Annotated in this window: 15 protein-coding genes; 7 read left to right on the forward strand and 8 right to left on the reverse strand. The window is 73.8% G+C overall.

Annotation, left to right across the window (positions count from 1 at the left end):
* Positions 1 to 66: 66 nt before the first annotated feature.
* From HDA34_RS00320 to HDA34_RS00335, 4 genes are all read right to left on the reverse strand, one after another.
* Complete coding sequence (locus HDA34_RS00320) at positions 67 to 411, reverse strand: hypothetical protein (RefSeq protein WP_010078527.1); 345 nt, start codon at positions 409 to 411, stop codon at positions 67 to 69.
* 18 nt (positions 412 to 429) lie between these two features.
* Entirely contained in the window at positions 430 to 2,295 is a 1,866-nt protein-coding gene (gene sucB, locus HDA34_RS00325; protein ID WP_134377112.1) for a 2-oxoglutarate dehydrogenase, E2 component, dihydrolipoamide succinyltransferase, read from the reverse strand.
* Between the two features lie 98 nt (positions 2,296 to 2,393).
* Entirely contained in the window at positions 2,394 to 3,773 is a 1,380-nt protein-coding gene (lpdA, locus tag HDA34_RS00330; RefSeq protein WP_134377113.1) for a dihydrolipoyl dehydrogenase, read from the reverse strand.
* A gap of 115 nt (positions 3,774 to 3,888) precedes the next feature.
* Entirely contained in the window at positions 3,889 to 5,421 is a 1,533-nt protein-coding gene (locus HDA34_RS00335) for a leucyl aminopeptidase (RefSeq protein WP_041104597.1), read from the reverse strand.
* A gap of 233 nt (positions 5,422 to 5,654) precedes the next feature.
* Between HDA34_RS00335 and HDA34_RS00340 the strand changes: the two genes are divergently transcribed.
* From HDA34_RS00340 to HDA34_RS00350, 3 genes are all read left to right on the forward strand, one after another.
* Positions 5,655 to 6,611 (forward strand): PAC2 family protein, encoded by a 957-nt coding sequence (locus tag HDA34_RS00340; RefSeq protein ID WP_036336980.1) that lies wholly within the window; start codon positions 5,655 to 5,657, stop codon positions 6,609 to 6,611.
* A 36-nt stretch (positions 6,612 to 6,647) separates the two neighbouring features.
* Positions 6,648 to 7,706, forward strand: a complete 1,059-nt coding sequence (locus HDA34_RS00345; protein WP_041104600.1) for a DUF4192 family protein — start codon at positions 6,648 to 6,650, stop codon at positions 7,704 to 7,706.
* A gap of 160 nt (positions 7,707 to 7,866) precedes the next feature.
* Positions 7,867 to 9,417 carry an RNA polymerase sigma factor gene (locus tag HDA34_RS00350; RefSeq protein WP_220482117.1) on the forward strand — a complete coding sequence of 517 codons (1,551 nt, stop codon included), beginning with the start codon at positions 7,867 to 7,869 and terminating at the stop codon, positions 9,415 to 9,417.
* A 65-nt stretch (positions 9,418 to 9,482) separates the two neighbouring features.
* Here the strand turns inward: HDA34_RS00350 and HDA34_RS00355 are convergent, their stop codons facing one another.
* Complete coding sequence (locus HDA34_RS00355) at positions 9,483 to 9,692, reverse strand: DUF7455 domain-containing protein (RefSeq protein WP_002858172.1); 210 nt, start codon at positions 9,690 to 9,692, stop codon at positions 9,483 to 9,485.
* 252 nt (positions 9,693 to 9,944) lie between these two features.
* Here HDA34_RS00355 and HDA34_RS00360 point away from each other — a divergent pair, with 252 nt between their 5' ends.
* Positions 9,945 to 12,050 (forward strand): DNA gyrase/topoisomerase IV subunit B, encoded by a 2,106-nt coding sequence (locus tag HDA34_RS00360; RefSeq protein WP_041104604.1) that lies wholly within the window; start codon positions 9,945 to 9,947, stop codon positions 12,048 to 12,050.
* A gap of 124 nt (positions 12,051 to 12,174) precedes the next feature.
* Here the strand turns inward: HDA34_RS00360 and HDA34_RS00365 are convergent, their stop codons facing one another.
* The 3 genes from HDA34_RS00365 to HDA34_RS00375 are packed head-to-tail and all read right to left on the reverse strand — an operon-like array spanning position 12,175 to position 17,231.
* A complete protein-coding gene (locus tag HDA34_RS00365) occupies positions 12,175 to 13,248 on the reverse strand; it encodes an NAD-dependent epimerase/dehydratase family protein (protein ID WP_041104605.1) in 1,074 nt (357 codons plus the stop codon).
* Positions 13,245 to 16,181 carry an alpha/beta fold hydrolase gene (locus HDA34_RS00370; RefSeq protein WP_134377114.1) on the reverse strand — a complete coding sequence of 979 codons (2,937 nt, stop codon included), beginning with the start codon at positions 16,179 to 16,181 and terminating at the stop codon, positions 13,245 to 13,247. Before HDA34_RS00370 ends, HDA34_RS00365 begins: the two co-directional genes overlap by 4 nt.
* A gap of 18 nt (positions 16,182 to 16,199) precedes the next feature.
* Positions 16,200 to 17,231, reverse strand: a complete 1,032-nt coding sequence (locus HDA34_RS00375; protein ID WP_002858168.1) for a 3-oxoacyl-ACP synthase III — start codon at positions 17,229 to 17,231, stop codon at positions 16,200 to 16,202.
* 272 nt (positions 17,232 to 17,503) lie between these two features.
* On the opposite strand from HDA34_RS00375, the gene HDA34_RS00380 reads away from it, so the two are divergent.
* The 3 genes from HDA34_RS00380 to cydC are packed head-to-tail and all read left to right on the forward strand — an operon-like array spanning position 17,504 to position 23,652.
* Positions 17,504 to 19,078 (forward strand): cytochrome ubiquinol oxidase subunit I, encoded by a 1,575-nt coding sequence (locus HDA34_RS00380; RefSeq protein ID WP_070709091.1) that lies wholly within the window; start codon positions 17,504 to 17,506, stop codon positions 19,076 to 19,078.
* A gap of 27 nt (positions 19,079 to 19,105) precedes the next feature.
* Positions 19,106 to 20,128, forward strand: a complete 1,023-nt coding sequence (gene cydB / locus HDA34_RS00385) for a cytochrome d ubiquinol oxidase subunit II (protein ID WP_036314110.1) — start codon at positions 19,106 to 19,108, stop codon at positions 20,126 to 20,128.
* On the forward strand, positions 20,125 to 23,652 hold the full coding sequence (gene cydC / locus HDA34_RS00390) for a thiol reductant ABC exporter subunit CydC (protein WP_134377115.1): 3,528 nt from the start codon (positions 20,125 to 20,127) through the stop codon (positions 23,650 to 23,652). The genes cydB and cydC overlap by 4 nt, the downstream gene beginning before the upstream one ends.
* Positions 23,653 to 23,661 lie beyond the last annotated feature (9 nt).

Below are 23,661 nucleotides of genomic sequence, written 5' to 3' on the forward strand. Positions count from 1 at the left end.
CCGCGGGCCCCGGGGAGAAGCTCCCCGGGGCCCGCGGCGTGGTGCGGCGTCAGCCGCCTGGGCTGATCACTGCCAGAGGACGGCGACCAGGATGTTCACCAGGCCCAGACCGCCCACCGCGTGGGCCAGGCCCGTGGGCACGACCTCCCCGCGGTTGGACTTGCGGCGGCCGATCAGGGCGGCCACGAAGACGATGACGCCGATCAGGAACTTGACGCCCAGCTTCATGTGGTTCGGCTCCCCGCTCATGGCGAGGCCGAAAAGCACCACGCCGGAGACGATCATGCCCACGGAGCCCCACCACTGCGAGGTGGTGACGGTCGGGTTGCGGAAGTGCGCGAACCAACCGCCCACGATCGCTGCGGCGGACACGATGTGCACGGCCACCAGGATGCTGTGCAGGATATCCACAGTCCTTCTCCCCTTCCGTCAGAGACCCAGCTCGTTGGCGAACTCGCCGCCCTCGAGACGCTGACGCAGCGTCGTCAGGAAGCGGCCCGCGTCGGCCCCGTCCACCAGGCGGTGGTCGTAGGTCAGGGACAGGTACATCATGTGGCGGATGGCGATCGAGTCGTTGCCGTCCGCGTCGGTCACCACCATGGGGCGCTTCACGATCGCACCGGTGCCCAGGATCGCGACCTGCGGCTGGTTGATGATCGGCGTGTCGAACAGCGCGCCCACGGAGCCGATGTTCGTGATCGAGAACGTGCCGCCCGAGAGCTCGTCCGGCGAGATCTTGTTCGTGCGGGTGCGCTCGGCCACGTCGGCGATCTTCTGGGCGAGGCCCGTCAGGTTCAGGGAGCCGGCGTCCTTGATGACGGGCACCAGCAGCCCCTTCTCCGTGTCCACGGCGATCGCGATGTCCTCGGACGCGTGGTAGGTGATCTCCTTGTTGTCCTCGGAGAACGACGCGTTCAGCTTGGGGTGCTGCTTGAGGGCCTCGGCGACCGCCTTGGTGATGAACGGCAGGTACGTCAGGTTCACGCCGGCCTGCTGCTGGAAGGAGGCCTTGGCCTTCTTGCGCAGCTGCACGATGCGGGTGACGTCCACCTCGTGCACCTGGGTGAGCTGGGTGGACAGGTCGAGGGACTCGCGCATGCGCTGGGCGATGACCTGGCGGATGCGCGGCGCCTTCTCCACCTCGCCGCGGACCGAGGGGTCCACGGAGGAGCTCGCGGCCGGGGCGGACGCAGCGGCCGGGGCCGACGACGGGGCGGCAGCCTCGGAGGCCTGCTCGGCCGGAGCCTCGGACCCGCCCGCGGCGGCCTGCGAGGCCAGCGCGGCGGCGAGCACGTCCTGCTTGCGGATGCGGCCGCCGACGCCCGTGCCGCGGACCGTGGACAGGTCCACGTTGTTCTGGTGGGCCAGGCGGCGCACCAGCGGGGTCACGTAGCCCTGGCCGGGCTCGGTGGCGGAGGGCGCCTCGGCGGACTCGGCCTGCGCGGAGTCGCGCTCGGCGGACTCGCGCCGGGAGGCCTCCTCGGACGGGGACGCCTCGGGCGTCTCCTCCGACTTCTCGGCGCCGGCGGCCTCGGCGGCCTCCTCGGTCTCCTCGGGGGCCTCGGCCTCGGTCGCCTTGTCCTCGATCTCCTCGGCGGACGCCTCGTCCTGACCGGAGGAGCCCTCCGACGGGGCGGAGCCGCCGCCGGCGGAGCCGGAGCCGACGAGCGCGAGGACGGCGCCCACCTCGACGGTGTCGTCCTCCTCCGCACGGATCTCCAGGAGGGTGCCCGCCACGGGGGAGGGGATCTCGGTGTCGACCTTGTCGGTGGAGACCTCGAGCAGCGGCTCGTCGACCTCGACCTCGTCGCCGACGGACTTCAGCCAGCGGGTCACGGTGCCCTCGGTCACGGACTCGCCCAGCGCGGGCAGGGTGACCTCGGAGGCCTCGCCGCCGGCCGACGGGGCCCCGTCCGAGCCCTGGTCGGTGGAGGCGCGCTCCTCCGGAGCCGGCTCGCCGGCGGGCTCCTGCTGGGCGTCGTCCTGCTGCGCCTCCTCGACGGCGGGCTCCTCGGCCGCGGCGTCGTCCTCCGACGCAGCGGCGGAGCCGCCGCCGGAGCCGTCGCCGATCGTGGCCAGCGGGGCGCCGACCTCGACCGTGTCGTCCTCCTCGACCAGGATCTCCTCGAGCACGCCGGCCACGGGGGACGGGATCTCGGTGTCGACCTTGTCGGTGGAGACCTCCACCAGGGGCTCGTCGACGGCGACCTCGTCGCCGACGGCCTTGAGCCAGCGGGTCACGGTGCCCTCGGTGACGGATTCGCCCAGGGCGGGCAGGTTCACGGTTTCAGACATGGTTCCGATGCTCCTCATGAGGGGTGGGCGCCGGGGGCGCCCACCCGGGGTTGCGAGGTGGGCCCGACGCACGGACCCGGGATGGTCAGTGCGGTGGGTCAGCTGTGCAGCGGGTGGCCGAACAGGGCCATGGCGGCCTCGCCCAGGGCCTCGTTCTGCGTGGGGTGCGCGTGCACGAACTGGGCGACGTCCTCGGGGTAGGCCTCCCAGTTCACGATGAGCTGCGCCTCGCCGATCTGCTCGCCGATGCGCTTGCCGATGCCGTGCACGCCCACGATCGGGCCGTTCTTCTGGCGGATCATCTTGATGATGCCGCCGGTGCCGAGGATCGAGGACTTGCCGTTGCCGGCCAGGTTGTACTCGGCGACCTCGACGTTGTCCTTGCCGAACTTCTCCTCCGCCTTGGGCTGGGTGTAGCCCACGGACATGATCTCCGGCTCGGTGAAGGTGACCTTCGGGATGTTGATGTCCTCGACGACCATCGGCTTGTTGCCGGCGATCTCCTCGGCCACGAAGATGCCCTGCTGGAAGCCGCGGTGCGCCAGCTGCAGACCGGGGACGATGTCGCCCACGGCGTAGATGTTGCCGACGCCGGTGTGCAGGCGCTCGTCGGTGAGGACGAAGCCGCGGTCCATCTTGACGCCCTGCTCCTCGTAGCCGAGGCCCTCGGTGTTCGGGCCGCGGCCGACGGCGACGAGGCAGACCTCGGCCTCGAACTCCTTGCCGTCCGCGAGGGTCACCTTGACGCCCGAGTCGGTCTCCTCGACCTTGTCGAAGAACGTGCCCAGGTTGGTCTTGATGCCCTTCTTCTTGAACTCGCGCTCGAGGACCTTGATGATCGCCGGGTCCTCGTTGGGGACCAGGGTCGTCAGGCCCTCGATGATGGTGACGTCGACGCCGAAGGAGTTCCACAGGGACGCGAACTCGGAGCCGATGACACCGCCGCCGAGCACGATGGCCGACTTCGGGGTGTAGTCCAGCTCGAGGGCCTCCGTGGAGGTCATGATCTTCTTGGAGATGGGCAGGCCCATGGTCTTGGCCACGGAGCCGGAGGCCAGCACGATGTTCTCCGCCGTGTAACGGGTGCCGTCGACCTCGACCTCGTTCTTCGAGACGAGCTTGCCCTCCCCCTCGATGACCTGGACCTTGCGCATCTTCAGCAGGCCGGCCAGGCCCTTGTGCTTGCCGGCGACGATGCCGTCCTTGTAGTCGCGCACCTTCGCCATGTCCACGGACTCGAGGGTCGCGTTGACGCCGAACTTGGCGGCGTTGCGGGTCTCGTCGGCCACCTCGGCGGCGTGCAGGTAGGCCTTCGTGGGGATGCAGCCCCAGTGCAGGCAGGTGCCGCCGACCTTGGACTTCTCCACGAGGGCGACGGACTTGCCGTACTGCACGGAACGCAGGGCTGCGGCGTACCCGGCGGAGCCACCGCCGAGGACGAGGACGTCGAATTCCTGAGCGGTTGCCTTGTCGGCCACGGTGTTGCTCCTTGGTGCTGGGGTCGGTGGATCGTGGTGGTGGTGCGTCACCGCCACCCCCGGCCGTCGGCGGCGGGCCGCGCGGCCGGGGATGCGGTGGACATCGGGACCAACCTTACCGGGCACGCCCCTCGATGAGACCCAACAGGGTCCGCACCATCACGCCGGTGGCGTCCTGCGGGGTGTAGCCGTACGCGGCCGACTCGTTGAAGGAGGGACCGGCGATGTCGAGGTGGGCCCAGGGGGTCCGGGCGGCGGCGTCGCCCTCCGACCGTCCGGCGTCGACGAATTCGCGCAGGAAGGTGGCGGCGGTCATCATGCCGCCGAAGCGGTCGCCCATGTTGGAGATGTCCGCGACGCGCGAATTGAGCGAGGCGCGCAGCTGCTCCGGCAGGGGCATGCCCCACGCGAGCTCCCCGGCGGCGTCGGCCGCGGCGACGACCTCGTCGCGCAGCGCGTCGTCACCCATGACGCCCGTGTGGCGCACGCCGAGGGCGACCAGCTGGGCGCCGGTGAGGGTGGCCACGTCGAGCACCGCGTCGGGACGCTCGTCGGTGGCCGCCACGAGGGCGTCGGCCATGACGACGCGGCCCTCGGCGTCCGTGTTCATCACCTCCACGGTCTTGCCGCCGTACATCGTGATGACGTCGGACGGGCGGATGGCGGTGCCCGAGGGCATGTTCTCGGCCAGCGCCAGCCAGCCGGTCACCTTCACGGGGACGTCCAGGGCCGCGGCGGCGCGCACGACGGCGAAGACGGTGGCGGCGCCGGCCATGTCCGACTTCATCGTCATCATCGAGGCGGCGGGCTTCAGCGAGATGCCGCCCGAGTCGAAGGTGATGCCCTTGCCCACCAGCGCGATGTGCGCGGCGGCGTCGGCCGGCGCGTGCTCGATGCGCACGAGCCGCGGCGGGCGGGAGGAGCCCTGGCCGATCGCGAGGATGCCGCCGAAGCCTTCGGCGCGCAGGCGGTCCTCGTCCCACACGTCCACGCTCACGGACGAGTCCGCGAGGTCCTCCGCGACGGCGTCCGCGAACGTGGCCGGGTAGAGGTGCGAGGGGGCCGTGTTCACCAGGTCGCGCACGGCGCAGACCGCGTCGCCCACGACGGCGGCCCGGCGCAGCACGGGGTCGGCGTCCGCGGCGGCGAGCGGGGTGACGACCTCGAGCTCGCGGACGGGCCGGGACGTGTCCGCCTCGGCGCGGGCGCGCTCGGACTTCTGGGCGGTGAACGCGTACGCACCCAACACGGCGCCCTCGGCGACGGCGGCCAGCCGGGCCGGGGTGTCGGCCGGCAGGGCCAGGGCCACGGCGTCGGTGCCGGCCAGGGAGCGCACGGCAGCCCCGGCGGCGCGGCGCAGGGACTCGTCCGCGGCCTCGCCGTCGTCGTCCAGACCGCCGACGCCGGCCAGGACCAGCAGCGGCACTGGCACGCCGCCCAGGCCCGGCAGGCGATGGACCTCGTCCTCGGCGCCCCGCACGCCCAGCAGCTCGAACGAGGCCTCGAGGGCGGTGGCCGCCTCGGCCGGCAGCGCGTCCGTCAGGAGCACGGGGCCGTCCGGGCCGGTGCCCACCCCCACCACGAGGGCGGAGGCGGTCAGGTCCTCCAGGGCGCGGGCGGTCAGGGTCGGGCGGTCCAGGGTGATCACGGACGGGCCTCTCTTCCGGGGGTGGGGGATGCGCCCGGCGGGGTGGGCCGGGCCGTCCCGCGTCATCCTAGCCAGAGGGCTCGCGCGCCCGTCCAGGGCGCGCGGGCGCGGAATAGGAGTGTGCCGTGCCGTGGTTGACTGACGCCAGAGGACAGGGAGGGATCCGCGTCCGCCGCCATCCGGGCGGCGGGGACGGCTCTCCCGCAGACGGACCACCGGAAGGGGAACGAGACGTGCAGGACGCCGCGCCGCTGTACACCCGTCATGAGGGGGCGCCCGTGCCCCCCGGCCTGGGCATGCTCGTGGCCCTGACCGGGCACATGGACGCGGGCCGGGTCGCTCGGCAGGTGCGGGCCGCGCTGCACGAGCACCTGACCCATCGGACCGTCGTCTCCTTCGACGTCGACTCGATGTTCGACTACCGCGCCCGGCGTCCCCGGCTCCGGTTCGACCGGGACCGCTACCGTGATCTGCGCCTGCCCGCGCTCGAGGTGCAGCTGGTCGAGGACCTGCTCGGCCACCCCTTCCTGCTGCTGTCCGGCCCCGAGCCGGACTTCCGGTGGCAGGCGGTGACGGAGGCCGTGCTCGGCCTCGCGCAGGAGTGGGAGGTGGACTCGCTCACCTTCCTCGACGCGGCCCCGCTGCCCGTGCCGCACACGCGGCGGCTCGGGGTCACGACGCACGGGTCCCGCGCCGATGCCGTCGAGGGGCTGTCCACCTGGAGCCCGCAGGCGGACATCGTCGCGGGGCTGCTGCAGATGCTCGAGCTGCGCGCCGAGGAGGCGGACCTGCCGACGGCGGGCTACACCGTCCATGTGCCGCACTACGTGGCCGAGGCGTCCTTCCCCCAGGCGGCCGTGGCCGCGCTCGAGTACGCGGGGGCCGCCATGGGGCTCATGCTGCCCTCGGACGACCTGCGAGACGCCTCGCGGGACATCGAGGCCGAGCTGGAGCGCCAGGTCTCCGGGTCCGGGGAGATCCAGCAGATGATCGCCGGCCTGGAGCGCAACTACGACCAGAACGCCGAGGACCAGGAGCGATCGCTCCTGGAGACCGAGCAGGGCCTGCCCGACGGGGACGAACTCGCCTCCGCCGTCGAGGCGTACCTCGCCGCGCGGGACGCCGGCGGCGGGTCCGCTCCTGCACAGGAGGACGGACCCGGCCGTCCGTCCACCGGCGACGGGGACTGATCCCACCGCGGGCGCCCGGTCGGCCAGGGTGGCGGCATGGAAGCCCCCACCTCACTCGACGTCCCCGTCCTGCCGGCCCGCGGCCCGGAGGACCTGCTCGCCTACGTCGGCCACGCCCTCGGGCGGTTGCCCGAGGGCAGCCTGGTCCTCCTCACCCTGCGCGACGGGCGCCTGCGCGCCGTGGTGCGGGTCGACCTGCCTCCCGAGGAGGTCGACGTCGGCGCCTGGGCCTGCGCCGTGGCCGAGGTGTGCCGGCGGGACGCAGCCGCGGACGCGACGCTCTGCCTCGCGCTGCCGGACGGCGCCCGGGCCACGCTCGCCCGTCCCGGCTGGGCCGCGGCGCTCGACGACGCCCTGGCGTCCGCGGGTCGCCCCCTGACCGCGGCCTGGACGTGCGCGCGGGGACGGGCGCGCCCCTGGTGGGGGAGCGGCGTCGCCGAGGAGGGCCCGCTCGACCCCCGAGCCGCGCCGCTGTCCCTGCACCTGATGACCCGCGGTTCGGTCTGGGACCGTGCAGCGGTGCCCGACCCGGTCCCGCGCCGCGGTCCCGCGGCGGCCCGGGCCGACGACGCGCGGTGGCGGCCTCCCGAGCAGGACGCGCCCGCGGCACGCCGCGCGTGGCTGGCGCAGTGGGAGTCGGTGCTGACCGGCGCGGCGCGTGACCGCGGCGCGCCCGCACCGGCCGTGCTGGGCTCGCCGCTGACGCGTCCGGCCTGGCGCGACGGCCTGCTGCTCCATGCCGCCGCGCCGTCCGGCGCGGCCACGGGGGATCCGGGGGACGAGGAACGGATCCTCACCGCGGCCTCGGGCCGGGCGCCGGCCTGGGATCGGCTGGACGCCCTGCGGGCGGGGCTGCGCGCGCTCGTGCCCGTCGCGACGCCGGCTGTGGCGGCGCAGGCCCTGGCGCTGGCCGGGTGGGTCGGCTGGGCCCGCGGCCACGGCTCCGACGCGGACGCCCACCTGACCGCGGCGGCGGCGCTGAGCCCCGGCGACCCGTTCGTCTCCGTCCTGCGACGCATCGTGGCCGCGGGGTGCGTCGCCGGCTGGGCGACCGACCCGGCCACCGCGTGGCGGCCCGACGGTGGCGGCCCATGAGAGAATGATGCGGCTTCACGACGGCACGGCCGACCGCACCCCGTTTCCCGGGTTCGGAATAGATCGGTCACAGCCGTCGTTGACACAGACGGACCCTGCAGTCGACGGGCCCGGACGACGTCGGTCGTCCGAGGCCGGGACTTGACAGGGTCACGTGTATATGGACTGCAAGGATCCGCGGGTGGCCGCGGACGAGACGGAAAGGCCTCGAGTGACCACTTCGACGACCAGCGGTGCGCAGGACGGCAAGGAGACCACTGCCTCCGGGGCCACGACCACGCGCACCCGCTCCACGGCAGCCAAGAAGTCGACCGCCACGAAGAGCGCCACGACCAAGGGCGGCACGACGCGGACGACCGCGACGAAGTCGGCGGCGACCAAGACCGCTGCCACGCCGACGGCCAAGAAGAAGTCGACCCGGAAGCCCGCCGCGGCCAAGACCACCGCCGCGGCCAAGACCACCGCCGCGAAGAAGACCGCCACGACCCGGGGCAAGAAGGCCACCGCGTCCGCCGCCTCCGCCGAGCAGGCCGAGGACGACGAGGAGTTCGTCGAGGCGCGCGAGCGCACCGAGGCCGCGGACGCCGTCGAGGAGGACGTGGTGGAGGACGAGACCGCCACCGAGGACTCGGACGACGAGGACGCGGACGGCTCGGACGCTCCGGAGCGCCCGGCGATGGACGCGGAGGCCGTGACCGGCACGAAGGCCGCCACGGGCCAGAAGGTGGCCCAGTCCAAGGGCGCGTTCGTCATGGACGACTCCGAGGACGACGCCCCGGTGCAGCAGGTGGTCGTGGCGGGCGCCACGGCGGACCCGGTGAAGGACTACCTGAAGCAGATCGGCAAGGTCGCCCTGCTCAACGCCGAGCAGGAGGTGGACCTGGCCATGCGCATCGAGGCCGGCCTCTACGCCGAGCACGTCGTGCAGCACGAGGCCTCCGACGACTACCGCGAGCGCCGGGACATCCAGCTGATCATCGCGGACGGGCGCAAGGCCAAGAACCACCTGCTCGAGGCCAACCTGCGTCTGGTGGTCTCGCTGGCCAAGCGCTACACCGGCCGCGGCATGCTGTTCCTGGACCTCATCCAGGAGGGCAACCTCGGCCTGATCCGCGCCGTCGAGAAGTTCGACTACACCAAGGGCTTCAAGTTCTCCACGTATGCCACGTGGTGGATCCGACAGGCCATCACCCGCGCCATGGCGGACCAGGCCCGCACCATCCGCATCCCGGTGCACATGGTGGAGGTCATCAACAAGCTGGCCCGCGTGCAGCGGCAGATGCTCCAGGACCTCGGCCGCGAGCCCACCCCGGAGGAGCTGGCCAAGGAGCTGGACATGACCCCGGAGAAGGTCGTGGAGGTGCAGAAGTACGGCCGCGAGCCCATCTCCCTGCACACCCCGCTCGGCGAGGACGGCGACTCCGAGTTCGGCGACCTGATCGAGGACTCCGAGGCCGTCGTGCCCGCGGACGCCGTCTCCTTCACGCTGCTCCAGGAGCAGCTGCACTCGGTGCTGGACACGCTCTCCGAGCGCGAGGCCGGTGTCGTCGCCATGCGCTTCGGCCTGACCGACGGCCAGCCCAAGACGCTGGATGAGATCGGCAAGGTCTACGGCGTGACGCGCGAGCGGATCCGCCAGATCGAGTCGAAGACCATGTCCAAGCTGCGTCACCCCTCCCGCTCGCAGGTGCTCCGGGACTACCTGGACTGAGTCGGAGCGGCATGACGAAGGGCCGGACCCCCGCGGGGGTCCGGCCCTTCGTCATGCCGGGCGCGTCAGGCGCCGGCGGTGAGGCGGTCCGTCTCGTCCTGCCACAGTGCGGCCTGGGGACGCAGCGCGTCCTCGACGGCGCGGGCGTGGTGGGCGCAGAACTGGAGGGCACCGCCGGAGTGCAGCACGGCGCGGACGTAGGCCTGCGCGCCGCAGCGGTCGCAGCGGTCGGAACGGGTGAGGGCGGCCGGCTCGGCCACGGCGGTGATGGACATGGTGTCCTCCTCGGGTCTCTCGGGGCTGGAGGGCGACGACGCCGGTGGGGCGGGCCGGTCCTCCTCTTGTCCCATGGAACAGCAAGGATGGCAGGGAACTTCCCCGCGCGCCCGCCCCGCACCCGCGTTTCGCCACCCGCGTACGCAAGCGCGCGGGCCGGGCGGCCCGGGAGGTCCGGCTCGGATCCTGGCGTGTCCGGCCCGCGGAGTAGGCTGGACCGGCCGCCGTCGTCCACCGAAAGGCCCGCCCCCGTGCCCGCGAACACCGAGTACAACGCCCGCCACCTCTCCGTGCTGGAGGGGCTCGAGGCCGTCCGTAAGCGGCCGGGCATGTACATCGGCTCCACCGATTCCCGCGGCCTCATGCACTGCCTCTGGGAGATCATCGACAACTCGGTGGACGAGGCCCTGGCCGGCTTCGGGCAGTCGATCGAGATCACCCTGCATCCGGACGGCTCCGTCGAGGTCGAGGACAACGGGCGCGGCATCCCCGTGGATGTGGAGCCGCGCACCGGCCTGTCCGGCGTCGAGGTGGTGTTCACCAAGCTCCACGCCGGCGGCAAGTTCGGCGGCGGTTCCTACGCCGCTTCGGGCGGCCTGCACGGCGTGGGCGCGTCGGTGGTCAACGCCCTGTCCTCGCGCCTGGACGTGCAGGTGCTGCGCGCGGGCAAGGTCCATCAGATGTCGTTCCGGCGCGGCGAGCCGGGCCGCTTCCAGGACGGGTCGCGCCCGTCGCCGGACGCCCCGTTCGAGCCGTCCACGGACGCCTCGCCGCTGGACGTCGTCGGGAAGGCCAAGCGCGGGCAGACCGGCACGCGCGTGCGCTACTGGGCGGACGAGCAGATCTTCGTGAAGGACGCGACGTTCTCCGCCGAGGAGCTCCGTGCGCGGGCGCGCCAGACCGCCTACCTGATCCCGGGCCTGCGGATCACGGTCAAGGACCTGCGCCGCCGACCCGGCACGCCCGGCGCCGACGGCCCGGTCGAGGAGGTCTTCCAGTACGACGGCGGCATCTCCGAGTTCGTGGAGCACCTCACGCCCGCCACCCCGGTGACGGACGTGTGGCGGATCCAGGGCTCCGGCACCTTCAAGGAGCGGGTCCCGGTGCTCGGCGAGGACGGGCGCACCTCCATGCAGGATGTGCAGCGCACGTGCGAGGTGGACGTCGCCCTGCGCTGGGACGTCGGCTACGACACCGTGTTCCGGTCCTTCGTGAACATCATCGCCACGCCCAAGGGCGGCACCCATCAGTCCGGGTTCGAGGCGGCACTGCTGAAGGTGTTCCGGGCCCAGGTGGAGGCCAACGCGCGCCGGCTCAAGGCCGGGTCGGACAAGGTGGAGAAGGACGACGTGCTGGCCGGCATGACCGCCGTCCTGACGGTGCGGCTCGCCGAGCCGCAGTTCGAGGGGCAGACCAAGGAGATCCTCGGCACCTCCGCGGTGCGGCGGATCGTCTCCCAAGTGGTGGAGAAGCAGCTGACCGCCCGCCTCACCTCCACGGCCCGCGCCCAGAAGCAGCAGGTGCACACGCTGCTGGAGAAGGTCGTCGCCGAGATGAAGTCGCGCATCTCCGCGCGCACCCACAAGGAGAACCAGCGGCGCAAGAACGCCCTGGAGACCTCGACGATGCCGGCCAAGCTGGCGGACTGCCGCAGCAACGACGTCGCCTCCTCCGAGCTGTTCATCGTCGAGGGCGACTCGGCGCTCGGCACCGCCAAGCTGGCCCGGTCCTCCGACTTCCAGGCCCTGCTGCCGATCCGGGGCAAGATCCTGAACGTGCAGAAGGCCTCCGTCTCGGACATCCTGGCCAATGCCGAGTGCGCGGCGCTGATCCAGGTCGTCGGGGGTGGTGCGGGGCGCAGCTTCGACCTGGATGCGGCCCGCTACGGCAAGGTCGTGCTGATGACGGACGCGGACGTGGACGGTGCCCACATCCGCACCCTCCTGCTGACGCTCTTCTTCCGCTACATGCGGCCCATGGTCGAGGCCGGGCGCGTGTACGCGGCCGTCCCGCCGCTGCACCGGATCGAGGCGGTGACCCGGGGCGTCAAGGAACGCGAGGTCATCTACACGTACTCCGAGCAGGAGCTGCACGCGACGCTCGCCCGCCTGGAGCGGGAGGGCCGCTCGTATCGCGAGCCGATCCAGCGCTACAAGGGTCTGGGCGAGATGGACGCGGACCAGCTGGCCGAGACCACCATGGACCCGCGCCACCGCATGCTCCGCCGCGTGAACATCGCCGAGGTGGAGGCCGCCGAGCGCGTCTTCGACCTGCTCATGGGTTCCGCGGTGGCCCCGCGCAAGGACTTCATCGTCTCCCACGCCGACGAGCTGGACCGCGAGCGCATCGACGCCTGACCCTCCGCTTTCGTTCGGGAAACGGCGGCGCGGCCGCCGCCGTTTCCCGAACGAAAGCGGCGTGACCCGCGCCGTTTCCCGAACGAAAGCTCGGGACGGGCGCTCGTTCCGGCCGCGGCGGGCGTCAGCGGTCGCGGTAGTACGCCGCGACGCGGTGCAGGCCCTCGTCGATGCTCACGGTCGGCGTCCACGAGAGGACCTCACGGGTGCGACGCTGGTCGAACCAGTGGGCGGTCGAGAGCTGCTCGGCGAGGAACTCGGTCAGCGGCGGCTCGCCGTCGTCGGAGCCGACGCCCCGGGACCGCAGCCCGAACAGATCCCGCTCCCACGCCCGCTCGATCAGGGCGCCGGCGCGCCGGGCCAGGCCCGCCGGGATGCGGCGTTCGGGCTCCGCGGCGCCGCCCGCCAGCGCGATCTGGCGGATCAGCTCGCCGACCGGTCGCGGCTCGCCGTTGGTGACCACGAGGGCCTCGCCGTGGTGCACGTCGGCCGCGGACACGGCCGCCACCACGGCCTCGACGGCGTTGGCCGTGTACAGCGTGTCGACGAGGGGAGCGCCCGTGCCGAGCACGGGCATCCGCCCGGCCCGCGCGCGCTGCACGATCCGGTCGGTGAGCTGCAGGTCCCCGGGCCCCCACATCAGGTGGGGGCGCAGCACGAGGACGCGGAAGTCGTCGCGGTCGGCGGCCAGGGCCAGCCGCTCGCCGGCCGCCTTCGTGCGGGCGTAGGGTCCGCGCGCGTGCTCGGGGCTGGCGGCTCCGGCGCCCTCGCCGACGATGGAGTCGCCGGCGTGCGCCACGGAGGGGGAGGAGACGTGGACGAAGCGTCGCACGCCGTGCCGCTGCGCGGCGTGCAGCAGGATGCGCGTGCCCTCGACGTTCACGGCCTCGTATTCGTGCTCGGGGCCGGACACGGACACCTTCGCGGCCACGTGCACCACGGTGTCCGCGCCGGTCAGGGCCTCCTCGACGGCGGCCGGGTCGGTCACCGACCCGCGCACGTCCCGCGCACCGGGCACGCCCGAGGGACGCCGCTGCAGGGTGGTCACGTCGTTGCCGGCATCGGCGAGCACCCGGGCGACACCCGCGCCCAGCAGCCCCGAGGCGCCGGTCACCAGGACGCGGCGCGACTCGAGGCGCTCGACGAGGTCGGGCATGCCGGCGGCATCGAGGCCGACGTCGTAGCCGAAGCCGCTCACAGCGCACCCGCCTTCCCGCCGGCGAGCACGGCCTCCGCCCAGTCGGCCACCCGGGCGCGGTCGATCTTGGAATTGTGCCGGATGTCCGTGGGGATCTCATCCGCCACGAGCACCGCGGCCACCGGCAGCGGCTCGAGGGCCGCGCGCACGGCGGAGGCCAGCGCGGTCGGGGCGAGGCCCTGCTTGGGCCGGCCGTCGCGGTGGTGACCCGGGCGCCGCGCCGGGCGCGTGGCCGGCACGGCCGCCTCCACGACGACGACCACGGCCTGCGTGCCCCGGGGCCCGACGCCGACGACGGCGCTGCGCCGCACCGGCCCGAGCGCGTCGACGGTCTTCTCGGGCCCGCCCGGACCGACCGGGCCCTCGGGCGTGGTGATCACGTGCTGGAGCCGACCCTCGAGCCAGACGCGGCCCTCGGCGTCGAAGTGGCCGACGTCGGCGGTGCGGTGCCATACCCGGCCGTCCCGCCGCCACAGCCCGTCGCGCTTGCTCTGCTGGTCGGTGTGCCAGAGCGCGTCGTAGCGGTCCTTCAGGTGGGGGGCGCTGACCACGATCTCGCCGAGGACGCCGTGTCCCCGCGCGGGGTCGAGGATGACGTCCTCGGCGCTACCGTCCTCCAGCAGCGGCGCGATGGCCAGGGACACCGTGGGCAGCGCGGAGCCCACGCAGACGCCCGCGTCGTCGGCGGTGCGCAGGCGCTGCACCTCGGCGCCGTCGATGTCCGTGAGCAGCAGCCCCTCGGTCATGCCCCACGGCGTGTGGACCCGGGCGTTCGGCATGAGGTCCGAGACCTGGCGCATCAGCTGCGGGTGCACGGGGGCGCCGGCCGAGAGCACGAGCCGCACGGCGTCGAGCGCCTCGCGCCGGGGCGCGTCGAGGCCGTCGGCGGTCGCGACCACGTTCGCCAGGGCGGCGGGGGAGGCGAACAGCACGCTCGACTGCCCGGCGATCGCGGCGTCGGCCAGCTTCTGCGCGGTGAGGGTGGCCGGCTGGGTGACGTCCATGTCCGGGGAGACGGACGCGGCGCCGAGGGCGGGTCCGAGCAGCGCGAACGGGGCGAAGCCGGCCAGCAGGGACCCGCCCGGGCGGATGCCCAGGGTGCGGGAGATCAGCGCCACGAGGCGGCCCAGCCGCTCGTGCGTGTACACGACGCCCTTGGCCGGGCCCGTGGAGCCGGAGGTGAACAGCACCGCGGCGTCCGCGTCCAGGGCGGGCTCGGGCAGCACGGTGCCGTGCTCGTCGACGGCGTCGCCCGCGGCCGGGTCGCGGTGGCGGTCCACCATCGCGTAGAGCGAGTCGGAGACGTCGAGCAGGCGGCGCTGGGCGGCGCCCGGCTCGGTCACGGAGATCCGGGTGCCCGGCCAGGACTGGGCGCGGGCCAGCGTCAGCCCGGGGGTGCGGCCGATGATCCAGCGGGGGCGGGCCGACTTCATCGCCCGGGTCATGCCCTTGACCCCGAGGCCCTGGTCCGCCACCACGGCGACGGCGCCCACGCGCAGCACGGCGTACAGGGCCGCCGACAGGTCGCGACCCGGCGGCACGAGCATGGCGACCCGGTCGCCCGGCCGCATGCCCGCGGCCCACAGCCCGGTGGCGATGGCCGAGACCATCTCCTGCAGCTCGCCCCAGGTGACGGCCACGGGGCGGCGGGCGGTGCCCACGAGCGAGCGGCCGGCCTGGGCGCCGGCCATGTCCACCAGTGCGGTGTACTCGCGGTGGTCCGAGCCGGGGGCGCCCCAGTCGCGCAGGTGGTCCCAGAGCCGGACCACGCCGGGCTCGCGGGCTCCGGGCTCCTCCCCGAGGTCCACCTCCAGGCCCGGGTCGGCGGCCGCGTCGGCGGTGGCGTGCGGGACGGGGCCCGGCAGCCCCGAGGCGGGGTCGGAGAGCTGGCCGCCGCGCAGCAGCTGGGCCCACTGCAGCAGGGGCGCGGTGATGTCGCGGTCGTCCACGAGCAGGTGCCCCGCCCGCTCGTAACGGTGCACGCGCGCGTGGGGCAGGCGGTCGCGGAGGTCGTCGAGGTAGCGGTCCAGGAAGACCGGGTCGTCGGCGCCCCACAGGATGAGGGCGGGCACGTCGGTGCGGCCCAGGGCGGCGAGGTCCTCGCCCACCCGCTGCAGTTCGGGATGGCTGCCGTGGCCGGGGTCGGCCGGGATGTCCGCGACGAAGCCGCCGACGCCGCCGCGTCGGGCCGCCGTGTCGTAGGGCAGGTGGTAGGCGGCCCGGGTCTCGCGGTCGAGGGCCGGGGTGGCGAGGGAGGTCGTCACGGAGAGGAAGGCGTCCGTGGTGACGGTGGAGGCCGGCAGGACGGGCCCGGCGAGGGCGGCCTGCAGCGGGGCGGGGATCGGCGCCCCCTCGGGCTGGTGGACCGCGGTGTTCAGGGTCGCGACGCCGGCCACCAGCTCCGGATGACGCGCCGCCCAGCCGAGGGACACGACGCCGCCCCAGTCGTGGCCGAGCGTGATCAGCGGGTGGCCGGTGGCTGCCAGGTCGCGCAGCCCGAGAGCCGCCAGCAGGGCGTCCAGGTCGTCGATGCGGCCGCCCAGCGTGCGGTAGGTGTCGCCGGCACGGCCCATCGACGCGGCGGACGGGGAGCCCGCGTGCGCGAGGCGCTCGGAGAAGCCCATGTCCAGCTGGTCCGGCGCCACGACGCGCCACGCGGCCATGCCCCGGCGTGCCCGGCGCACGGTCTCCGCGAGCAGGGACCGCCACAGCCAGGACCACGTCGGGTTGCCGTGCACCGCCACGATCGTGCCGACGATCTCCGCCCCGGCCGCCGCGAGCACGGGACCGGTGTCCGCCACGTGCAGCGTCCGCACGGTCCCCTCCGGGTCCGCGGCGGAGCGGATCTCCACGAGGCGGGACCACGCCGGGTCCCAGCCGGGCAGTCGGTCGGCCGGCGGCAGGGCGGCGGGGGCGGCGGGGATCTGGGGCATGGCTCTGGCTCCTTCAGCTCACCATTCGATCTCGAGCATCGCGGTGTTCAGACCCGAGCCCACGCCCAGGCAGACCACCGTGTCCCCGTCCTCCAGGGCGTCCATCTCCCGCACGAGGGTGATGGGCAACGACGCCGGGCCGACGTTGCCCAGCGTGGGGAACGTCGTCGGGATGCGCGCCGGGTCCAGGTGGGCGGACTCCGCGATCGCGTCGGTGTGCATCTGCGAGACCTGGTGCGTGATGAACCGGTCGGCCTCCGGCCACGCCCACTCCGCCGGGACGTCGTGCCACGCGTCCATCACGAGCTCGAGACCGTCCTTGAGCAGGGCGGTGGAGTCGGTGTACATGCCGTGGTGGTCGCCCACGCACAGGCCGTGGTGGTCGGTGCCGGCGCGGGTGATCCCGCGGACGATCCGATGGGCGTCCGGGTGGTCCTCGATGCGGCCGACGACGGCGGCGGCGGCCCCGGAGCCCAGCGTCAGGGACGCGAACTGCTCCATGAAGTTGCCGCGGTGCGTGGTCTCGGCGTGCAGGTTGGCCACGGTGGCGGCCTGCACCTTCGAGGCGTCCTCCGCGGCGACCACGACCGCGTAGTCGATCTGGCCGGCGTCCACGAGGGTGGAGGCGAGCATGAGGCCGTTGACGAACCCGAGGCACGCGTTCGTGATGTCGAAGTTGGTCGCCGAGGTCGGCAGCCCCATGAGGTGGTGGATCCGCACGGCCACGGAGGGCTCGAGCGTGGCCCGGGTCACCGACGTGTTCACGAGCAGGCCCACCCGCTCCCGCGGGACGCCGGCCTGCTCCAGGGCCGCGACGCCGGCGCGCGCGGCGGCCTCCTGGAAGTCCTCGGTCTCGTCCCAGTTCCGTCGGCTGCGCACACCGGCCACCCGCTCCAGGAGGGAGCCGGGCAGGCGCAGGCGGGTGAGCACCTCCGCCAGCTGGTCGTCGAGGTCCTGCGAGGTGACTTCGACGGGGGCCTCCACCTCGGTGACCGCCAGGAGGGCGGCGCGGGAGTACTCGTAGCTGGCGTTGCCGGACACGTTCGTCACCAGGACCAATCTGCGGGGGGTCGGGGGAGGGGGCGCTCACCTGCGGTGAGACGACAGCCCACTGTATCGGAGGGGTCGGGTGAGGCGCCCATCGGAGGCGTCGATCGGCCCGAGGCGAACAGGGTCGCCTCGGCCGGGACAGTCCGCGGACACGGTCAGGGCGTCGTCGGCCCGGCGCCGTCCGGCGATGTCACGACGTCCGACGGACTAGGGTGGTGGTATCCAGCGACCGCGTTGTCGCGGTCGAACGCCTGTCTCAGGAGCGCAGCCTCGTGGATCCCCTCGAACTCGCACGGTGGCAGTTCGGCATCACCACCGTCTACCACTTCCTCATGGTCCCGCTGACCATCGGACTCGGCCTCGTCGTCGCCGTCCTGCAGACCCTCTGGGTCGCCACGGGCAAGGACCACTACCTGCGGATGACGAAGTTCTGGGGAAAGCTGTTCCTGATCAACTTCATCATGGGCGTGGCCACCGGGCTGGTGCAGGAGTTCCAGTTCGGCATGGCCTGGTCGGAGTACTCCCGGTTCGTCGGGGACGTCTTCGGGGCGCCGCTGGCCCTCGAGGCGCTCATCGCGTTCTTCCTGGAATCGGTGTTCCTGGGCATCTGGATCTTCGGCTGGGACCGGATCCCGCGCAGACTCCACCTGGCCGCCCTGTGGTGCGCGGTGCTGGGGATCAACCTCTCGGCCTACTTCATCATGGTGGCCAACGGCTTCATGCAGCACCCGGTGGGCTATGAGGTCGTCGACGGCCGCCCGGTGCTCAACGACCTCGGCGCCGTGCTGACCAACCCGATCGTCCTCACCCACTACCCGCACACCATCTTCGGCTCCTGGGCCGTGGCCGGCGGCTTCCTCGTGGGGATCGCCTGGTACCACCTGTGGAAGCGCCGCCGGGACGGCATCGACGTCGTGGACGAGGCGGGCCTGGTCGTCGTCGGCGACGCCGGCACCGCCGCCCGGGACCGCACCGACCACCGCGTCTGGCTCACCTCGCTGCGCGCCGGGGCGGCCGTCGCCCTGATCGGCTTCGTCGGCACCGCATTCTCCGGCCATGCCCAGGCCCAGCAGATGATCCACTTCCAGCCCACCAAGATGGCCGCCGCGGAGGCCGCCTGCCACGACGGCACCGCGTTCTCCGTGCTCACCCTCGGCGATGTGCGCTCGGGTGGAGCGACCACCTGCGAGGACGTCCAGGGCGTGATCGAGGTGCCGGGCCTGCTCTCCTACCTCGCGTACGAGGACTTCACCACGCCGGTGCGCGGCATCAACACCCTGCTGCCGGAGTTCGAGCAGAAGTACGGCACGCACCTGCCCGACTCCGAGCTCTACGGCGACCGCGCCGGCAGCGAGATCTCCTATCTGCCGCTGATGGAGGTCACCTACTGGGGATTCCGGCTCATGATCCTCTTCGGCGGACTCGGCGCGCTCGCGGCACTGGGCGCGCTGTGGTTCTCCCGCCGCGGCACCGTCCCGGCCTCCCGTGGCTGGATGCGCCTGGCCGTGGCCTCGATCGGGGCGCCGTTCGCGGCGAACATGACCGGCTGGGTGTTCACCGAGATGGGCCGGCAGCCGTTCGTGGTGTACCCGAACCCGGCGATGGGCGTAGATCAGGTGTACATGTTCACCGCCGCGGCCGTCTCGCCCGGGGTCACGGGTGAAGAGGTCCTCGTGTCCCTGATCGTCCTGGTCGGGATCTACGCGGTGCTGCTGGGCGTCGAGGTCTTCCTGCTGACCCGGTTCGTCCGCGGCGGCGTCCCGGCCGCCATGCCGGAGCTCACCGCCGCCGAGCACTCCGATGAACAGAAGCGCGACCGCGACGACGTGCTCGCGTTCGCCTACTGACCCGCTCGCAGAGAGGACAGCACGACCATGGCTGAGGTCCTTCCCGTCTACTGGTACGTCATCATCGCCGTGCTCTGGCTCGGCTACCTGGCCCTCGAGGGCTTCGACCTCGGGGTCGGCATGCTCGTGCGCTTCTGGGCGCGGGACGAGCCACGGCGCCGGGTGCTGCTGAACATCATCGGCCCCGTCTGGGAGGGCAACGAGGTGTGGCTGATCACCGCCGTCGGAGCGATGTTCGCGGCCTTCCCGTTCTGGTACGCGGCGGTGTTCTCCACCCTGTACCTGCCGATGCTCGTGATGCTGTTCGGTCTGATCCTGCGGGCGGTGTCCATCGAGTACCGCGGCAAGGCCGCCACCGACGCCGGCCGGGAGATCTGGACCTGGACCCTGGGCATCGGCTCGTTCCTGGCGGCCTTCATGGCCGGCGTGCTGCTCGTGCTGACGACGACCGGCCTGCCGCTGGACGCCAACGGGGACCGGGTGGGCGGCCCCTTCGTGTGGGTGACCGGCCCGGCGCTGCTCGGTGGTCTGGCCGTGGTCGGCTTCTCCCTGGCGCAGGCGTGGGCGTTCATCGGCCTGAAGACCGACGGCGCCCCCCGCCGGTCGGCCGCCCGCTTCCTGTCCACGTGGACCCCGCTGGCCGTGCTGCCGCTGCTGGTCTGGGCAGGGCTCGTGGTGGCCCGCGGCGACCGCCCGTGGACCTGGGCGCTGCTGGTGCTGGCCGTCGTGGCGGTGGCCGCGTCGGTGGTGGCCGCCCGGGCCGGCCGCGAGGGCCTGGCCTTCACGTCCCTGACGCTGGTTCTGGTGCTGGCGTGGACGGCGATCATGGTCACCCAGTACCCGGTCGTGCTGCCCTCTACGGTGGACCCGCAGTTCAGCCTCACCGCTCAGCTGGCCTCCTCCGGCCCGTACACCCTGGGCCTGATGGCCGTGATCTCCCTGATCTTCGTGCCCATCGTGCTGGCCTACACAGGGTGGTCCTACTGGATGTTCCGCCGCCGTCTGGCCGACACCCACATCCCGGAGGCCCACCTGGTGGAGCCGCTGTGAGCCCCAGCCGCCCCGCCGCCCCGGCCGTCGAGCGCTCCGCCTCGGCGGCCGGGCCGCCTCCGGGCCCGACCCGTCGGGCCCGGCCCCCGATGACCCCGGCCGCACTTCGGGCCCTGCCGGCCCTGCTGGCCCTCGCCGTGCTGCGCGCGCTCGGCTGGATCCTGCTCGCCGAATCCCTGGCCCGGCTGATCACCGGCCTGGCGATGACCCTGGACCCCGAGGACTCCGCCCGGCTGCTCGACCTGCTGTTCCACCCGCCGGCCCCCGTGGGCCCTGTGCCCGCCGCGCAGACCCTGAGCGGCCCCGTGCTGCTCGGGGCGGCCGGGGTGGCCCTGCGTGCCCTGGCGGAGGCGGGGCAGCGCGTGGTGGGCCGCCGCGCCGCGCTGGGGGCCCAGCAGCAGGTGCGGGCCGCCGTCGTCGCCCAACGACTGGCCGCCGCCGACGGCGGACGCCCCCGTTCCGGCGCCGATGCCGTCCTGGTCACCCACGGCCTCAAGAGCCTGGACGACCACTACACCGAAGCCCTGCCCGCGCTGGCCGCCACCGCCGTGGTCCCGGCGGCCCTGGGCGTGTGGATCCTCACCCACGACCTCGTCTCCGCCGTGGTGGCCGCCATCACCCTGCCCCTGGTTCCCCTGTTCATGATCCTGGTGGGCCGCCACACCCAGGAGCGCATCGATGCCGCCCAGGACGGGCTCGACCGGCTGGCCGGGCACCTGCTGGAGCTCGCCCGCGGCCTGCCGGTGCTCGTCGGACTCCACCGGGCCGGCGTCCAGCGCCGCGCTCTGCAGGAGGTCTCCCAGCGGCACCACGCGGCCACGATGGTCACGCTGCGCACCGCATTCCTCTCCGGTCTCGCCCTCGAGCTGATCGCCTCCCTGTCCGTGGCCGTCATGGCGGTGTTCATCGGACTGCGCCTGGTGAACGGGCAGATGGCGCTTCTCGACGGCCTGGTGGTCCTCATCCTCGCCGCCGAGCTCTACCTGCCGCTGCGGGAGGTCGGCGCGGCCTTCCACGCCTCCGAGGACGGCCGCGAGGCCGAGTCCCGCGCCCGGGCCGCGGCCGACGCCCCCGTCCCGGCCCCCGTGCTCGACACGCTCGGGCCGGCCTCCGGGCCGGACCGGGACGGCGGCGTCCTGGTGCAGGACCTGAGCGTCCGGATGGCCGGACGGCAGGTGCTCGAGGGTCTCGACCTCACCGCGCCCCCGGGGCATCTGACCGCCCTGGCCGGGCCCTCCGGCACCGGCAAGTCCACCGTCCTGCGTCTGCTGGCCGGCCTGCTGCGCCAGGACGCCGCCGAGGCCACCGGCCGGGTCGCCGGAGTCGACACGGAACGCACCCTCTGGCTCGGGCAGCACCCCGTGCTGACCGAGCGCACGGTCGCCGCCGAACTGGACCTGGCCGCCGGGGGTGCGCTGCCCGGTCCCGTTCGCTCCGCCGTGCTGGCCGCCGTCGCGCTCGGGGGTCTCCAGGAGCGGGACCCGGCCGATCTGAGCCCGGGGGAGCGCCGGCGGGTCGCGGTCGCCCGCCTCCTGGCCCGCCTGCACGCCGCGGACGGGACCGGCCCGTGGCTCGTGCTCCTGGACGAGCCCACCGCCCACCTGGACGGCGCCGCGGCCGCCGTCGTCGCCGAGACCCTCGCGGCCCTGCCCTCCGGTGCGGTGCCCGGGCTGAGCACGCCGCAGTGCACCGTGGTGGTCGCCTCCCACGATCCCACCCTGCTGACGGCCGCCGACGCCCTCGTCCGGCTGGCCCCCGGCGCCGGTCCGACCGCCGGATCCCCGGCCACGGCGGAGCCGGTCGCCGCCGCCCAGAGGCGCTCGCGGCCGGAGCCGGCCACTCCGCGACGGGCCTCGCTGCGGGCCGGGCTGCGGCTGCTGCCGTGGCGGCATCGGAAGCTGTGGGCCGGCATCGGCTGGGCCGCCGGGACCCACGTGTCCGCCGCACTGCTGGCGGCGCTGTCCGGCTGGCTGATCGTCACCGCCTCCTCGCGGCCGCCGGTGCTCTACCTGCTGGCCGTGATCGTGCTGGTGCGCGGGTTCGGCCTGTCCCGGGCCGTGTTCCGCTACCTGGACCGGCTGGTCACCCACGACGCCGTGTTCGGCTGGGCCACGGTGCTGCGGCTGCGCCTGTGGGACGCGCTGGGCCGTCAACCCCGGCTGTGGGGCCGGGTGGGCCGGGCCGACGGCGCCCTGTCCCTGCTGGTCTCGGACGTGGACGCCTTTCGGGACGCGGTGCCCCGGGTGCTCGTGCCTGCCCCGGCGGCCCTGCTCGCCTGGCTGGCCACCGCCGCCCTGACCCAGGCGTTGGCCCCGGAGCTTGCGGTCGTGGCCCTGGCGCCCGGGGCGGTCGCCCTGGTGGTGATCCCCGTGCTGGTCGCCGTCCTGGACCGTCGCCAGACCGCGGCCCAGGTGCGCGGGCAGGGCGCGCTCGTCGACCGCGCGGCCGCCGTGCTGAACGCGGCCGGAGACCTGCGCGGGCTGGGGCTGACCGAGCCTGCACTGCGGGGACTGGCGGCACTGGACGACCGGCTGCAGCGTCCCCGTCGTCGGGCCGCGTGGGCCGCCGGTGGGGGCCGGGCGCTGGCGGTCGTGGCCTCCGGGGGGATCGCGGTGGCCGTGGCGGCCGCGGCGGCCCACACCGGCACCTCCGCGCCGGTCGCGGCGCTGGTGGTGCTGCTCGCGCTCTCCTGGGCAGAGCCCTATGGGGCGCTGGCCGCCGCCGCCCAGCATTGGGGCACCCTGGCGGATCGGGCGCGGGCGACCGGTGAGCTGCTCGGCCCGGAGGAGGGCGGAGCTGCCGCGGCGCGGCGTGCACCGGCGGAGGCCGCAGAATCGGCGGCGCCGCCGGAGGGGCCGGTGTGTCGCCTGCGTCTGTCGGAGGCCGCCTTCGCCCACCCCGGTGCGGCCCCGCTGTGGACCGACCTGGAGCTCGACCTGGCCCCCGGGGACGTCGCCGTCGTCACCGGGCCCTCCGGGTCCGGGAAGTCGACCCTGCTGGCCGTGCTGCTGGGCTTCCTGCCCCTGACCGCCGGCCGGTACACGCTCGGGACCTCGCCCCCGACGCCCCAGTCGGACCCGGCCCGCCCGGACGCGACGGCGCTGGCCCGGGTCGCCTGGACCCCGCAGGACGCCCTGATCTTCGACTCCACGGCGCGCGGCAATCTCGCCCTGGCCCGCGGCGTCGCGGACGCCCCGTCCGACGCAGAGCTCACCGCCGTGCTCGAGCTGGTGGGACTGGGTCCGTGGCTGGCCGCCGCACCGCAGGGCCTGGACACGCGCGTCGGCCCAGGCGGGCAGCGGCTCTCAGGCGGGCAGCGTCAACGCCTGGCCGTGGCCCGGGCACTCGTGGCCCGCGCCGATGTCGTGCTGCTGGACGAGCCGACCGCACACGTGGACGCCGACGAGGCACGCGCCCTCATGAGGGATCTGCGCCAGGCCCTGACGGACAGGATCGTCGTGGTCGTCACCCATGACGGCAGGCTGTTGGAGGACGGCGACGTCCCGGTGCGGATCGGCCGCTAAGGCCCCTGA

Origin of the sequence: Micrococcus luteus, assembly GCF_014138885.1 — a bacterium.
GTDB lineage: Bacteria > Actinomycetota > Actinomycetes > Actinomycetales > Micrococcaceae > Micrococcus > Micrococcus luteus.

Bases quoted from the DNA above. Each gene is read 5' to 3' on its own strand.
- HDA34_RS00355 (WP_002858172.1), bottom strand. From the start codon at position 9,692: ATGTCCATCACCGCCGTGGCCGAGCCGGCCGCCCTCACCCGTTCCGAC.
- cydB (WP_036314110.1), top strand. From the start codon at position 19,106: ATGGCTGAGGTCCTTCCCGTCTACTGGTACGTCATCATCGCCGTGCTC.
- HDA34_RS00345 (WP_041104600.1), top strand. From the start codon at position 6,648: ATGGAAGCCCCCACCTCACTCGACGTCCCCGTCCTGCCGGCCCGCGGC.
- HDA34_RS00370 (WP_134377114.1), bottom strand. From the start codon at position 16,181: ATGCCCCAGATCCCCGCCGCCCCCGCCGCCCTGCCGCCGGCCGACCGA.
- sucB (WP_134377112.1), bottom strand. From the start codon at position 2,295: ATGTCTGAAACCGTGAACCTGCCCGCCCTGGGCGAATCCGTCACCGAG.
- HDA34_RS00350 (WP_220482117.1), top strand. From the start codon at position 7,867: ATGGACTGCAAGGATCCGCGGGTGGCCGCGGACGAGACGGAAAGGCCT.